We start from the raw sequence: 14149 nt of genomic DNA, 5'->3' as shown, positions 1-14149 counted from the left end.
TCAGGCCTCCTTGCGCATGCCGCGCAGTTGGACGACGTAGGCCACGATCATGGTGAGGACGCCCATGATGATGGCGACGGTCGCCGAGTAGTTGTACTGCTGGCCGGAGAACGACAGCGAGTAGGCGTACAGGTTCGGGGTGAAGTACGTCGTGATGGCGTTCGGCGCGAGGCTCTGCAGGATGCTCGGCTCGTTGAACAGCTGGAACGAGCCGATGATCGAGAAGATCGTCGCGATGACGAGCGAGCCGCGGATCGCGGGGATCTTGATGGCCCGCACGACCTGCCACTGGGTCGCGCCGTCGAGCTCGGCGGCCTCGTAGAGCGACGTCGGGATGACGCGCAGCGCCGAGTAGAAGATGAGCATGTTGTAGCCCACGAACTCCCAGGTCACGATGTTGCCGATCGCGAGGAGGACCCAGTCGGGCGACAGCGGGTTGGGGATCGAGGTCCCGAGCGCGTCGTTGAGGTTCCCGACGAGGCCGAAGCGCGTGCCGTACATGAAGCCCCACATGAGCGTCGCGACGACGGCGGGGACGGCGTACGGCAGGAAGATCGAGATGCGGAAGAAGTTCTTCCCGTAGAGGCGGCCGCTGTCGATCGCCAGCGCCACGAGCAGCGCGATGCCGAGCATGATCGGCACCTGGACCAGGAGGAACAGCCCGACGCGCGTGACGCCCGACCAGAACTGCGGGTCGGAGAAGGCGCGCGCGTAGTTCTCGAACCCGACGAACTGCGTGCCGCCGACCATCTGCGTGCGGAACAGGCTCAGGTAGATCGAGTACGCGATCGGCGCGAGGAAGACGAGCGCGAAGACGGCCATGAACGGGCCCACGAACCCCCAGCCGATCCACGAGCGCCGTCGGCGCCGCGCGGGCCGGGAGGAGGGGCCGTCGACCGGTGGCACGTCGGAGACCACCACGGGTGGGGACGTCGTCGTCATGCTGCTTCCTCGTCGTCGGGGGCGGGGGACGTCGGTCGTCCCCGGGTGTTTACGCAAACATCAGCATGCACGACGCTCGGTGTTTGCGCAAACATCGCCTAGGGTGATCTCGCACGGCATGCTGACCGCGCACCTTCCCGCACGACCGGACCACGAGGACGAGGACGATGACCGACGGGCTCGACGAGGACGCCCCCGCCACCACGACGCTCACCGCGACGTCGCCGGACGGCTCACGCCGGTACCTGAGCGCCGCGGGCGGCCTGCTGCCGCTGAGACGCGTGTCCATGGCCGACGTCGCACGCGTCGCCGGCGTCTCGGCGCAGACGGTGTCGCGCGTGTCCAACGGCCACCCCGGCGTCGTCGAGTCCACGCGGACGCGGGTGCTCGCGGCGATGAGCGAGCTCGGCTACCGCCCGAACAGCGCGGCCCGCGCGCTCAAGAGCGGCAGCTTCCGCACGATCGGCGTCATCCTCTTCTCGCTCGCGACCACGGGGAACGTCCGCACGCTCGAGGCGATCGCGACGTCGGCCGCCGCGGAGGGCTACGCGATCACGATCATCCCCGTCGCGGCTCCCACGCAGGACGGCGTCCGCGGGGCGTTCACCCGGCTCGGCGAGCTCGCCGTGGACGCGGTCATCCTCCTCATGGAGGTGCACCTGCTGGACGTCGCGCAGGTGAGCCTGCCGCCCGGCGTGCAGGTCGTCGTCGCGGACTCCGACGCGGGCGAGAGCTACGCCGTCGTCGACACCGACCAGGCCGACGGGACGCGGCAGGCCGTGCGGCACCTGCTCGACCTCGGGCACGGGACCGTGCACCACCTCGCCGGGCCCGCGCACTCGTTCGCCGCCGAGCGACGCACCGCGGCCTGGCGCTCGACGCTCGAGCAGGCGGGGCGCGACGTGCCGCCCGTCGAGCGCGGCGACTGGTCCCCGACGTCCGGGGACGAGGCCGGCCGTCGTCTCGCCGCGCGCGACGACGTCACCGCCGTGTTCGTCGCCAACGACCAGATGGCGCTCGGGCTCGTGCGCGCGCTGCACGACGCGGGCCGGCGCGTGCCCGAGGACGTGAGCGTCGTCGGGTTCGACGACCTGCCGGAGTCCAGCGAGTTCCTGCCGCCGCTCACGACGGTGCACCAGGACTTCGCGGAGGTCGGCCGGCGGTGCGTCGAGCAGGTGCTGCGGCAGGTGCGCGAGGGGGTCTACGAGACCGGGACGCGGCTCGTCCCGACGCGCCTCGTCGCCCGCGCGAGCACGGCGCCGCCCCCGAGGTAGTACCCCGGTCGTTCCCGACGGCGCGTGGGCGCCCTGGGTGTCGGGGTGGGTGGGGCGCCGCGTCTACCATCCGCCGCCCGTTCCTCGCGGCGCCCGCCAGACCCGCCACGACGCGGCGCCCCACCCACCCCTCCTGGTGACGTCTCGCCCTGGTCCTCGCTCGCCCGGCGCCTTCAAGAACTATCGGCACCGGACCGGGGTACTACGTCGCGCGGGCGGGGCTCTCAGTCGGTGGGCGTTCAGTCGTCGTCGACCCAGGCGCTCGGGTCCTCGACGACCGCGCGCAGCACCTCGCGGGCGCCGCCCGTGAGGGCGGCGTGGTCGCCCACGGGTGCGGCGTCGACGTGCAGGTCGGCCGACGGTGCGGCGAGGACCCGGGTCTGCAGCTCCGCCTCGACGGGCGCGCGCAGGTGCGGCAGCAGCGCCGGGTAGATCCCGCCCAGCAGCACGGTGTCGATGTCGACGAGGTTCACGTAGTCCGCGAGCGCGCTGCCCAGCGCCGTGCCGGCGCGTGCGACGGACTCGCGCGCCACGGGGTCGCCCGCGTCGAGCAGGGCGACGAGCTCGGCGGTGTCGGCGCCGACGTCGAGGCCCGCGCCGCGCAGGAGCGCGTCCTTGCCCGCGTACTGCTCGAGACAGCCCGTCGCGCCGCAGCGGCAGCGCGGGCCGCGCGGGTCGACGACGACGTGCCCGATCTCTCCGGCCCAGCCGTGCCGGCCGTGGAAGATCCTGCGGTCGACGACGATCGCGGAGCCGATCCCGACGTCGCCCGAGACGTACAGGTACGTGGTCGGGGCCGGCCGCGGCGCGCCGTCCGCCTCGCGGGGCCCCGCGCCGTCGGGCACGACGCCGCGGCTCGACTGGGCGAGGGCGGCGAGCTTGGCCTCGTTCCCGATCTCGACGGGCAGGTCCGGGTCGAGGTCCAGGAGCGGCGCGGGATCGAGGCGGGACCAGCCGAGGTTGGGGGCGACCTCGAGGCGGCCGGCTCGCGTGTCGACGAGGCCCGGCAGCGCGAGGCGCGCCCCGGCGACCGTCATGCCGTCGGCCCGCACGCGCTCGACCAGGTCGCGCGCGATGCGTCCCAGGCGTGCCAGCACCTCGGCGGGGTCGCTGTCGTGGAGGTCGTCGGGGTCGACGTGCTCGGCGACGACGGTGCCCGTAAGGTCCAGCACTCGCCCGCCCAGGTAGTCGACGTTCACCTCGAGGCCCAGCCCGACGATCGTGCGGGGTGCCGGGGCGAGCGGCACGGCGGGCCGGCCGGCGCGCTGCGGCGTCGCGGGCGGGAGCTCGGCGACGATGCGCGAGCCGACGAGGCGGTCGACGAGCGTCGAGACGGTCGCGCGGGTGAGCCCGCTGGCCGCCGCGATGTCGGCGCGCGAGCAGGGGACCGGCGCCTCGAAGACGGCCCGGGCCACGAGGGCCAGGTTGTGCTCGCGCAGCGTGGCCTGCCGGGCTGCGGGTGGACCCGTGCGGGTCGCGACGCTGCGGTTCACGGTCTTGACCTTACCGACTCCGGAGCATAAGTTCAGCCATACGACAAAAATGCGTCGTCGGCGTGCCGAGCACGCGGGCGGCACTCTCGACGAGGAGACCATCGTGGCCGACGAGCCCACTCAGGACATCAACTTCTCCTTCGGTCTGTGGACCGTGGGCTGGACCGCGCAGGACCAGTTCGGGAGCGCGAGCCGCCCCGAGCTGGACCCGGCGGACTCGGTCCGCAAGCTGGCCGAGCTCGGTGCGTGGGGCTTCACGTTCCACGACGACGACGTCGTGCCGTTCGGGTCCGACGACGCCGAGCGCACCCGCCGTCTCGACTCCGTGCGGAAGGCGGCCGACGAGACCGGCCTCGTCATCGAGATGGTGACGACCAACCTCTTCAGCCACCCCGTCTTCAAGGACGGCGGCGTGACGTCGAACGACCGCGGCGTGCGCCGCTACGCGCTGCGCAAGGTGCTGCGCAACGTCGACCTGACGGCCGAGCTCGGCGCCAAGACGTTCGTCATGTGGGGCGGCCGCGAGGGCACCGAGTACGACGGCGCCAAGGACCTGAACTCGGCCCACGAGCGCTACGCCGAGGGCATCGACACGGTCGCCGGGTACATCAAGGACCAGGGCTACGACCTCAAGATCGCCCTCGAGCCCAAGCCCAACGAGCCCCGGGGCGACATCTTCCTCCCGACGATCGGCCACGCGCTCGCGCTCATCGCGAAGCTCGAGCACGGCGACATCGTCGGCCTCAACCCCGAGACCGGGCACGAGCAGATGGCGGGCCTCAACTACACGCACGGGATCGCGCAGGCCCTGTGGGCCGGCAAGCTCTTCCACATCGACCTCAACGGCCAGCGGTCCATCAAGTTCGACCAGGACCTCGTGTTCGGCCACGGTGACCTGCTCTCCGCGTTCTTCACGGTCGACCTGCTGGAGAACGGCTTCCCGAACGGCGGCCCGACGTACACCGGTCCGCGCCACTTCGACTACAAGCCGTCGCGCACCGAGAACGAGGTCGGCGTGTGGGACTCCGCGCGCGCCAACATGGACACGTACCGGCTGCTCGCGCGCAAGGCCGCGGCGTACCGCGCCGACAGCCGCGTCCAGGAGGCGTTCGCGCACTCCGGCGTCTTCGAGCTGGGCGAGCCGACCCTCGCCGAGGGCGAGACCGTCGCGGACATCCTCGCGGACCGCAGCGCGTACGAGGACTTCGACGTCGACGCCGCGGCGAACCGCGACTTCGGGTTCGTGCGCCTCAACCAGCTCGCGCTCGAGCACCTCATCGGCTGACGTGGCGAACCACTCTCAGACGTCCGGCGCCGGCGCCGGACGGACCCTGGTCGCCGGGATCGACACGTCGACGCAGTCGTGCAAGGTCGTCGTCCGCGACGCCGAGACCGGGGCGCTCCGGCGCTTCGGTGCGGCGAAGCACCCCGACGGCACCGAGGTCGACCCCGCCGCATGGTGGGACGCCCTCGGTGCCGCGGCCGCGGCCGCGGGCGGCCTGGACGACGTCGCGGCGCTCGCCGTCGGCGGCCAGCAGCACGGGATGGTCCTGCTCGACGCCGACGGCCGGGTGGTCCGCCCGGCGCTGCTGTGGAACGACACCCGGTCCGCGCCGGCGGCCCGCGACCTGGTCCGCGAGCTCGGCGAGGCGCGCCTCGCCGAGGGCGTGCCGGACGCGCGCGTGCGAGTCGAGTCGGCCGAGGAGGCGGGCGCGCAGGCGTGGGCCGACGCGATCGGCTCCGTCCCGGTCGCGTCGCTCACCGTCACGAAGCTCCGGTGGCTGCGTGACGCGGAGCCGCAGAACGCGGCCCGCGTCGCAGCCGTCGCGCTCCCGCACGACTGGCTGACGTGGCGCATCGCCGGGTACGGGCCCGCGGACGACCCGACGGCTCCGCTCGGTCCGGACCTCGACGCGCTCGTCACCGACGCGTCCGACGCGTCGGGCACGGGCTACTGGGACGCGACCCGCGCGGCGTCCGCTGAGGGCGCGGACGGTCGGTCCGGGTCTGCGGACGACGGGCGCGGCGGCTACCGCCTGGACCTGCTGGAGCTCGCGCTCGGCCGGACCGACGTCGTGCTGCCGCGCGTGCTCGCGCCGTCCGCGGTCGCCGGCGTCGCGCACCCGACCGTGGCGGGCGCGGGTGTCGAGGGCGGAGCGCTGCTCGGCCCCGGCGCCGGCGACAACGCCGGTGCCGCTCTCGGCCTCGGCATGACGGCGGGCGACGTGGCCGTGTCGATCGGGACGTCGGGCGTCGTGTCCGCCGTCGCGGACGACCGCACGGCCGACGGCTCGGGGCTCGTCAACGGGTTCTCGGACGCGACGGGCCGGTACCTCCTGCTCGCCGTGACGCTCAACGCGAGCCGGGTGCTCGACGCGGCGCGCGAGGTGCTCGGGGTCGACCACGAGGAGCTGTCCCGGCTCGCGCTCGAGGCGCCGCCCGGCGCGGACGGGCTCGTCCTCGTGCCCTACCTCGAGGGCGAGCGCATGCCCAACCGTCCCGACGCGTCGGGCACGCTGCACGGGATCCGGCTCGGTACCGCGACGCGGCCGCACCTGGCGCGCGCGTTCGTCGAGGGCATGCTGTGCGGTCTCGCCGACGGGCTCGACGCGCTGCGCGCGCTCGGCGTGCCGGTCGAGCGGGTCCAGCTCATCGGGGGCGGCGCGCAGTCGGAGGCCGTACGGCGCATCGCGCCGCAGGTGCTCGGTCTGCCCGTCGCGGTCCCGGAGCCCGGGGAGTACGTGGCCGACGGCGCGGCGCGCCAGGCCGCGTGGGTCCTCGCGGCGCACCGGGCCGGCGTGGGTGCCGCCGACGGGTCCACCGGGCCGGGCGACGTCGACCCGCCGACCTGGGCGGCGTCGTCGGGCGCGGTCTCGGAGGCGGACCCGGTGCTGGCGATCCGCGAACGGTACGCGGAGGTCCGCGACCTCACCTGACCGGCCCGCTGAGTGCATGGAATAGTCGCGTCCGAGGCCTTTCGGCGCGACTATTTCATGCACTCGCGGGAGAGCCGCCGCCGGCGAAGCCCGTCTGTCGCCACGCCTCGTACACCGCGATGGACGCGGCGTTGGTGAGGTTGAGCGAGCGCCGGCCCGGCAGCATCGGGATCCTCAGCTGGTCGGTGACCCGCGGGTGGGCGAGCACCTCGTCGGGCAGGCCGGTGGGCTCCGGGCCGAACAGCAGCACGTCGTCGGGACGGTAGGTCACGTCGGTGAACGACGTCGTCGCGCGCGTGGTGAACGCGTACACCCGCCCCGCGAGCGTGGCCAGCGCGGCATCGAGGTCGGCGTGCACCTCGACGGCCGCGAGATCGTGGTAGTCGAGGCCCGCTCGGCGCAGCTTCGGCTCGTCGAGGTCGAAGCCCAGCGGCTCGACGAGGTGCAGGCGCGCGCCCGTGACCGCGGCCAGCCGGATCGCGTTGCCCGTGTTCCCCGGGATGCGCGGCTCGAAGAACACGACGTGCGGCAGGGTCGACGGCGGTCGGGACGCCGGGTCGGCGACGTGCGGCCGCCAGTCGGTGCCGGGGTCGGGGGAGTGGCTCACGCGCTCGATTCTCCCTCACCGCGCAGGCCTGTCGCCGGTAGGGTCGCGCTGTGACGGGACGGGAGACGGGCGGTCGGGACCACCGGGTGACCACGACGCACGACTGGACGCTCACCGTCGACGAGACGCACCTCGCCCAGGTGCGGGCGGACCCGGGACTCGCCGCCGGCGGCGTGGAGCACCTCGTGCTCGAGGTCCTCGCGTACGCCGACGAGGAGGCCGAGAGCCAGGGACGGGTGGGCCACGTCGTGGTTACCCTGCACGACGACGGCTCGGTGTCCGTCGCGGACGACGGACGGGGCACGGACACGAGGTCCGACGACGCCGGGCGACCGGTCCGCAAGCCCGTCATGGCGACGAAGGACGTGCGGTTCTTCGACGCGGCGGAGCCGCCGGCGCTCCCCGACGGGCTCGCGCGGCGCGGCATGTCGACGGTCGCGGCCCTGAGCACGTGGCTGGAGCACACGAACCGCCGTCGCGCCGGGACGTGGACGCAGCGGTACGAGCACGGCGTGCCGGCGACGGAGCTGGTCGAGCTCCCGCCGTCCCCCGGGACCGGGACGACCGTCCGATTCCTCGCCGACCCGGACCTGGTCCGGCGGACCGGGCTCGACGGCGGGGCGCTGCACGGGTTCGAGATGCTCGACGTGGTGCTGCGCGACGAGCGCTGACGGCGCGCGGGACGCGCGGGAGCGGTCACGGGGGGAGCAGGGCCGCCTTGCGCTCGAGCAGGTGGCGCTCGCGCACGGCGGGGCACAGCCGCACGGCGAGCGCGTACTCCGCCCGGGCCTCGTCCACCCGCCCGAGGCGTCCGAGCAGCTCGGCGCGCACGCTCGGCACCAGGTGGAACCGGGGCAGCCGGTCCGTCGCGACGAGCTCGTCGACGATCCGCAGCCCTGCCGCCGGGCCGTGCGCCATCGCGACGGCCGCCGCCCGGTTGAGCTCGACGACGGGTGACGGGGCGACGCGACCGAGCGCCTCGTAGAGGAGCACGATGCGGTCCCAGTCGGTCTCGTCGACGGAGGGCGCGACGGCGTGGCACTCCGCGATCGCCGCCTGGAGCCCGTACGGACCGCGTCCGTGGCCCGACGGCCCGACCGCGTCGGCGCGCGCGAGCGCGGCCCGGCCGCGCCGGACGGCGGACCGGTCCCACCGCCGCCGGTCCTGGTCCGCGAGCAGGACGGGGTCGCCGTCGGGCGTGGTCCGAGCCGGGAAGCGTGCGGCGGTGAGCTCGAACAGGGCGAGGAGCGCGTGCACCTCGTGCTCGTCGGGCACGAGCCCGGCGAGCACGCGCGCGAGCCGGACCGCCTCGTGCGCGAGGTCCGGCCGGAGCCACTCGTCGCCCGAGGTCGCGGTGGACCCCTCCGTGAAGATCACGTACAGCACGCCCAGGACGGAGCCGAGGCGCTCGCGGCGCTCGTCGGCCGGGGGCACCCCGAACGGCACGGCCGCTGCCGCGAGGGTCTTCTTCGCCCGCGTGATGCGGGCCTGCACGGTCGCCGTCGGCACCAGGAACGCACGCGCGACCTCCTCGCTCGACAGCCCGCCGACGACCCGCAGCGTGAGCGCCACACGGGCCTCGGGCGACAGCACGGGGTGGCACGCGACGAACATCAGGGCCAGCACGTCGTCGTGCACCTCGTCCGGGTCCCACAGGACGCCGTCCGCGTCCCCGGGGCCGGCGTCGCCCGACGGCGGCCCGCCCGACGTCGCGCCGCCCTCGCCCAGGTGGTGGGCGAGGGCGGCGTACCGCTCGTCGAGGGCGGAGCGGCGGCGGTAGGTGTCGATCGCGCGACGCCGGCCGACCGTGAGCAGCCAGCCCGACGGGTTGCGCGGCACGCCGTCGCGCGGCCAGGAGACGAGCGCCTCGGCGAGCGCCTCCTGCGCGAGGTCCTCGGCCAGCGCGAAGTCGCCCGTGTACCGGGCGAGGGCGCCCACGATCCGCGCCGACTCGATGCGCCACACGGCCTCGACGGCCCGGCGGCCGTCGGGTGAGGTCACAGCTGACCGGTCGCCTCGCGCCACGCGCGCTCCTTGCGGATCCACTCGTTGTCCTGCGGGAACTCGTCGATCGTCGGGACCCGGCGGACCTCGACCTTCGTCCCGAGGCCCGAGTACGGCAGCCGCTTGGCCCACTCGACGGCCTCCTCCTTCGAGGCGACGTCGAGGACGTAGTAGCCGCCGAACAGCTCCTTGGTCTCCCCGTACGGGCCGTCCGTCACGACGGGCACGTCGGACGAGAGGTCGACGACGACGCCCTCCGCCGCGTCGTCGAGCCCCTCGGCCGCGAGCAGCACGCCCGCCCGGATGAGCTCGTCGTTGAACCGGCCCATGGTCTCGAGCATCTCGTCGAAGGAGACGCTCTCGAACGCGGCCTGGCCCTCGTCGGTGCTGCGCATGATGAGCATGTACTTCATCGCTGACTCCCGGTGTCGGTGGGCCGGTCCTTCCGACCCTCTCATCCACAGGTCGAACGGGACAGTGCGAGATCGACACCCAGATCGACACCGGGACCGGCCTCGTCGGCCTGCGGCGTCCGGCGGGCGAGGCGGCGCAGGCTCGGGCAGGGTGGTCGAGGGCCGGCGGGCCGCGAGCGGCCCGCCGAGGGAGGCCGGCGAGCGAGGTGGGGACGCATGGACCGCGACGCGGTGATGACGTGGGTGGACCGGTACGAGCGGGCGTGGCGGGCGAGCGACGCAGGCGCCGTCGAGCGGCTGTTCACCGAGGACGCGACGTACCTGCGGTCGCCGTACGACGACGAGCCGCTCCACGGTCACGACGCGATCCGTGGGTTCTGGACCGCCGACGAGGGCGCCACGTTCAGCGTCACCGCCGAGCCCGTCGCCGTGGAGGGGGACTCCGCCGTCGTGCGGCTCGAGGTCCGGTACACGGGCACCGAGGAGCAGGAGTACCGCGACCTGTGGCTCCTGCGCTTCGCCGCGGACGGGCGGGTCGCGCACTTCGAGGAGTGGGCGTACTGGCCCGGGAAGCCCTACAGCGCCGCGGCGGAGTAGACGCGCGACGGCGCCGGGTGGGCAGGCGCGGCCGCCCGGTCGTCGGGCGCGGACGCCGTCCGGCGCAGCTCGTCGAGCACGGTCCGCGCCGGCGGGGTGAGGGCCACGGCGTCGCGCACCACGGCGTGGATCGACCGGACGGGCGTGGGTCGCACGACGGGGACGGCGGTGAGGCCGTCGGGCAGGTGCGCTGCCCCCAGGGCGGGCAGCACGGTCACGCCGATCCCCGCCGCGACGAACGCGAGCGCCGTCGGGTAGTCGTGCGCCTCGACGTGGAACGGCGGGCTGAACCCCGCCGCGGTGCACGCCTCGAGGACGTTGCGCCGGCACCAGCCGCGGGCGAAGTCGTTGTCGACCCAGCGCTCGTCGGCGAGGTCGGCGAGGTCGACCTGCGGTGCGTCCGCGAACCGGTGCCCGGGCGGCAGGACGACGACGTAGGGGTCGTCGAGGAGGTGGTGCGCGCGGAAGCCGGGGCCCGGGTCGAAGCCGCGCGGCGCGACGACCATCTGCACGTCCGCGCGTCGGTCGGGGTCGTCCGGGATCGTCTCGGCGAGCGACAGGTCGAGCCGGACGCCCGGCAGCTCGTCGGTGAGCCGGCGGACGACGGCGGGCAGCCACGCCGCCCCGACGGACGCGAAGTAGGCGATCGAGAGCGCCCCGGTGCGGCCCGCGCGCAGGTCGGACACGACGGCCTCGACCTCGCCGAGCCGCGCGAGCACGCCGTCGGCCTGGGCGGCGAGCGTCAGCCCGGCGGCCGTCGGCCGGACGCCACGACCTGCGCGCTCGAGCAGGACGAGGCCCGTCTCGCGCTGGAGCGCGGCCACGTGCTGGCTCACGGCGGACGGCGTGTAGCCGAGGTTCGCGGCGGCGGCCTGGACCGAGCCGCTCGCGACGACGGAGCGGAAGATGCGGAGCCGGTGCACGTCAAGCATTCTCAGACCGTACAGCGAGACTGCATCGAGCGGTAGCAATACGTGCTGGTGCTTCATCGTCCGAGCGGCGACGATCGACCCATGGTGGTCACGGAGGAGACGTCGGCGGAGACGGCGCGACGCACGGGAGGACTCGTCCTGCTCGCGGCCGCCGTGACGGTGGTGCTGTGGGCGTCGGCGTTCGTCGGCGTGCGCGCGGCGGGTCACGACTACTCGCCCGGGGCCCTCGCGCTGGGCCGCCAGCTCGCGGGCTCGGTGGGGCTCACCGCGATCGTGCTCGTCCGGGCGGCCCGCGTCGCGGCCCGGACGCCGACCGCGGGTCCGGGTGGTCTCGCGCGGGTCGTGGCAGCCCTTCCCGCCCTGCCGCGGGGACGCACGCTCGTCGCCGTCGCGACGTGGGGCGTGGCGTGGTTCGCGCTCTACAACGTCGCGCTCAACGCCGCCGAGCAGCACCTCGACGCCGGGACGACGGCGCTGCTCGTCAACGTCGCGCCCGTGCTCGTCGCCGTGCTCGCCGGTCTGCTCCTCGGCGAGGGGTTCCCGCGCCGCCTGCTCGCGGGGATGGCCGTCGCGTTCGCCGGCGTCGCGGTCATCGCCGTGACCACGTCGACGGGTGACGCCGACGTGCTCGGGGTCGTGCTCGGGCTCGCCGCCGCGGCGCTCTACGCCGGGTCGGCCACGGCGCAGAAGCGGCTCCTGGCCGGCGTCGACGCCCTGACGATGACGTGGGTCGGGTGCCTCGCGGGCACCGTCGCGTGCCTGCCGTTCGCCCCCGCGCTCGTCCGCGAGGCCTCGGCCGCAACGGGTGCGTCCACGCTCGCCGTCGTCTACCTCGGGCTCTTCCCGACGGCCGTCGCGTTCACCACGTGGGGCTACGCGCTCTCGCGGACGAGCGCGGGCCGGCTCGCGGCGTCGACGTACCTCGTGCCGCCCCTCGTCGTGGTCCTGTCGTGGGCGCTGCTCGCCGAGGTCCCCGCGGGGCTGACCCTCGCGGGCGGCGTGCTGAGCCTCGCGGGCGTCGCGCTGGCGACGCTCCCGCGGCGCAGGAGGCGCGGTCTGCGCGGTCTGCGCGGAGGGCGCTAGCCCGCGAAGGGCAGCACCGGCAGCCCGCGCACGCCGACGTCGACGCGGAACACCGACCCCGCCTCGCGCTCGTCCGGGTCGTCGGCGTCGAGGTCCTGGCGTGACGTGGTGACGAACAGCGTGTCGAGGTCGTCGCCGCCGAACGTGCACGCGGTCACCTGGCTCGCGGGGAACCGGACCTCCGCGTCGAGCGCTCCGGCAGAGGTGTAGCGCCGCACCGCCGACCCGCCGAACAGCGCGACCCACACGCCGCCCTCGGCGTCGACGGTGAGCCCGTCCGGCGTCCCGTCGTCGGGGTCGACCTCCACGAACGGCCGGCGTCGGACCAGCCCGCGCGGGTCCTCGTCGGCCGGGACGACGTCGAGCACGTCGACGCGCTGCGTCGCGGAGTCGACGTAGTAGGCGAGCGCCCCGTCGGGGGAGAAGCCGAGGCCGTTCGACACCTGGATCCCGTCGAGCACCGTGCGCGCGCTGCCGTCGGGCTCCACGCGGTACAGCGCGCCCGGCCGCTCGCCCTGCGCCATGCCGCCCGCGTAGAACGCGCCGTCGGGCGCCGCGGCGCCCTCGTTGAGCCGGACCGTGGGGTCGTCCCACAGCGTCGCGAGCACGCGCACCGGGGCGTCGTCGGCGTCGGCGACAGCGACCGACCGCTCGAGCCCGACGACGAACCCTCCGCCCGCGCGCGGCCGCACCACGGCCGCGTGGTCACCGACGTGCAGGCGGTCGACGCCGCCGTCGGGCCGCAGCGTGAGGAGGTCGCCGGCGAGCATGTCCACGTACCGCAGCGCGCTCCAGCCGGGCCACCACACGGGCCCCTCCGCGTGGTAGGCAACGGGACCGGTGACGTTCTCGACGTGGGGCTCGGGCACGGGACCCATCCTCGCCCGTGGGCCGTCCGCTCGCCGGGCGGGCGGCGCTGCGTCCACCCGGAGGCTGAGGCGTGGACCCCTCCTGAGGAGGACGCGCGACCAGCCTGCCGCGGTGTTGGCTGGATCGGTGACCAGCGAGCTCACGGCGGCGGACCGCCCGACGACACCTCCTGCAGCGGCCGGTGCGGTGGCTGTCGATCCATCGGCTACCGCCTCGCCGGCGGCCGGTCCCGGGCCGACGTCCCCTCGCCCGCGGGCTGCACTCGTCCTGGCGCTGCTCGGCGCGGCGGCCGGCCTCGGCGTGCTCACGGAGTGGCTCCAGGGCGTGCTCGTCGACCCGTGGGCGATGTGGGCCAACTCGATCGCGGCGTGGGTCGTCGTCGCGTTCGCCGCCGGGGCGCTCGTGCGCGGAGGTGCCCGCGCGGCACTCGCCGGTGTCGGTGCGGAGCTCCTGCTGGTCGCGGGGTACTACGTCGCACGCACCGTGCACGACGTCCCGTCTGATCTCGGCACGCTCCTGTTCTGGGTGGGCGGCGCGGTCGTCGGTGGCATCGTGTTCGGCCTCGCGGGCTCGTGGTGGCGGTCGGACGTCGTCTGGCGCCAGGTCACGGGCCTGGCGCTCCTGTGCGGCGTGCTCGTGAGCGAGGGCCTCGTGCGCTGGCTCCTGTTCCCGTGGCAGGGCGCGTCGGGCGCGATCCTCTGCGCCGTCGGGTTGGTCGCCGCCGTGTTCCTCGCCCGCACGCCGCGACAACGGTGGCTCGTGCCGCTCGTCCTCGCCGCGACCGTCCCCTGGGGCTCGCCGGTGCGGGGGCCGCGAACCACGTCCTGTCGCTCTGACCACCGCACCGTGCCGGCCGGCGGCGTGACGGCACCGATCTCCCGCACCGTGGGTCGCGCGGCGTACCCTGGGCGCATGTTCACGCGCGACTGGTGGTGGCTGCCCCCGCAGCCGTGACCTGTCCTGCCCACGTCCCGAGCTGCGCTCCGCAGCCGGGACGT

Annotated in this window: 14 protein-coding genes; 7 read left to right on the top strand and 7 right to left on the bottom strand. The window is 74.8% G+C overall.

Annotated features, from left to right (window positions below; all coding sequences use genetic code 11):
• Window positions 1–942 carry a carbohydrate ABC transporter permease gene (locus ACWPWV_RS02845; protein ID WP_454041449.1) on the bottom strand — a complete coding sequence of 314 codons (942 nt, stop codon included), beginning with the start codon at window positions 940–942 and terminating at the stop codon, window positions 1–3.
• Between the two features lie 167 nt (window positions 943–1109).
• On the opposite strand from ACWPWV_RS02845, the gene ACWPWV_RS02840 reads away from it, so the two are divergent.
• Entirely contained in the window at window positions 1110–2216 is a 1107-nt protein-coding gene (locus ACWPWV_RS02840; RefSeq protein WP_454041448.1) for a LacI family DNA-binding transcriptional regulator, read from the top strand.
• 239 nt (window positions 2217–2455) lie between these two features.
• Here ACWPWV_RS02840 and ACWPWV_RS02835 read toward each other — a convergent pair whose 3' ends face one another.
• Window positions 2456–3709, bottom strand: coding sequence for an ROK family transcriptional regulator (locus ACWPWV_RS02835; protein ID WP_454041447.1), 1254 nt, complete (start codon window positions 3707–3709; stop codon window positions 2456–2458).
• Window positions 3710–3809: 100 nt separating this feature from the next.
• Between ACWPWV_RS02835 and xylA the strand changes: the two genes are divergently transcribed.
• Together xylA and ACWPWV_RS02825 are read left to right on the top strand one after the other, a co-directional pair.
• Window positions 3810–4994 (top strand): xylose isomerase, encoded by a 1185-nt coding sequence (gene xylA, locus ACWPWV_RS02830; RefSeq protein WP_454042797.1) that lies wholly within the window; start codon window positions 3810–3812, stop codon window positions 4992–4994.
• Between the two features lies 1 nt (window position 4995).
• On the top strand, window positions 4996–6645 hold the full coding sequence (locus ACWPWV_RS02825; protein ID WP_454041446.1) for an FGGY-family carbohydrate kinase: 1650 nt from the start codon (window positions 4996–4998) through the stop codon (window positions 6643–6645).
• A gap of 55 nt (window positions 6646–6700) precedes the next feature.
• Here ACWPWV_RS02825 and ACWPWV_RS02820 read toward each other — a convergent pair whose 3' ends face one another.
• Entirely contained in the window at window positions 6701–7177 is a 477-nt protein-coding gene (locus tag ACWPWV_RS02820) for a tRNA (cytidine(34)-2'-O)-methyltransferase (RefSeq protein WP_454042796.1), read from the bottom strand.
• Between the two features lie 125 nt (window positions 7178–7302).
• On the opposite strand from ACWPWV_RS02820, the gene ACWPWV_RS02815 reads away from it, so the two are divergent.
• The gene (locus ACWPWV_RS02815) at window positions 7303–7923 is read left to right on the top strand and encodes an ATP-binding protein (RefSeq protein WP_454041445.1); all 621 of its coding nucleotides are present in this window, start codon (window positions 7303–7305) and stop codon (window positions 7921–7923) included.
• 25 nt (window positions 7924–7948) lie between these two features.
• Here ACWPWV_RS02815 and ACWPWV_RS02810 read toward each other — a convergent pair whose 3' ends face one another.
• Both ACWPWV_RS02810 and ACWPWV_RS02805 read right to left on the bottom strand, forming a co-directional pair.
• On the bottom strand, window positions 7949–9253 hold the full coding sequence (locus tag ACWPWV_RS02810) for an RNA polymerase sigma factor (RefSeq protein ID WP_454041444.1): 1305 nt from the start codon (window positions 9251–9253) through the stop codon (window positions 7949–7951).
• Window positions 9250–9669 carry a YciI family protein gene (locus ACWPWV_RS02805; RefSeq protein ID WP_454041443.1) on the bottom strand — a complete coding sequence of 140 codons (420 nt, stop codon included), beginning with the start codon at window positions 9667–9669 and terminating at the stop codon, window positions 9250–9252. The genes ACWPWV_RS02810 and ACWPWV_RS02805 overlap by 4 nt, the downstream gene beginning before the upstream one ends.
• A 216-nt stretch (window positions 9670–9885) precedes the next feature.
• Here ACWPWV_RS02805 and ACWPWV_RS02800 point away from each other — a divergent pair, with 216 nt between their 5' ends.
• Window positions 9886–10266, top strand: a complete 381-nt coding sequence (locus tag ACWPWV_RS02800; RefSeq protein WP_454041442.1) for a YybH family protein — start codon at window positions 9886–9888, stop codon at window positions 10264–10266.
• Here the strand turns inward: ACWPWV_RS02800 and ACWPWV_RS02795 are convergent.
• Window positions 10245–11198 (bottom strand): LysR family transcriptional regulator, encoded by a 954-nt coding sequence (locus ACWPWV_RS02795; protein WP_454041441.1) that lies wholly within the window; start codon window positions 11196–11198, stop codon window positions 10245–10247. The genes ACWPWV_RS02800 and ACWPWV_RS02795 overlap by 22 nt on opposite strands.
• Window positions 11199–11279: 81 nt before the next feature.
• Between ACWPWV_RS02795 and ACWPWV_RS02790 the strand changes: the two genes are divergently transcribed.
• On the top strand, window positions 11280–12281 hold the full coding sequence (locus ACWPWV_RS02790; RefSeq protein ID WP_454041440.1) for a DMT family transporter: 1002 nt from the start codon (window positions 11280–11282) through the stop codon (window positions 12279–12281).
• Here ACWPWV_RS02790 and ACWPWV_RS02785 read toward each other — a convergent pair.
• On the bottom strand, window positions 12278–13150 hold the full coding sequence (locus tag ACWPWV_RS02785; RefSeq protein ID WP_454041439.1) for an SMP-30/gluconolactonase/LRE family protein: 873 nt from the start codon (window positions 13148–13150) through the stop codon (window positions 12278–12280). The genes ACWPWV_RS02790 and ACWPWV_RS02785 overlap by 4 nt on opposite strands.
• Window positions 13151–13277: 127 nt before the next feature.
• Between ACWPWV_RS02785 and ACWPWV_RS02780 the strand changes: the two genes are divergently transcribed.
• Complete coding sequence (locus ACWPWV_RS02780) at window positions 13278–14105, top strand: DUF6518 family protein (protein ID WP_454041438.1); 828 nt, start codon at window positions 13278–13280, stop codon at window positions 14103–14105.
• Window positions 14106–14149: the final 44 nt, after the last annotated feature.

The sequence above is a fragment of the Cellulosimicrobium sp. Marseille-Q8652 genome (assembly GCF_965112045.1).
This window is presented reverse-complemented; position numbering and strand designations above follow the sequence as displayed.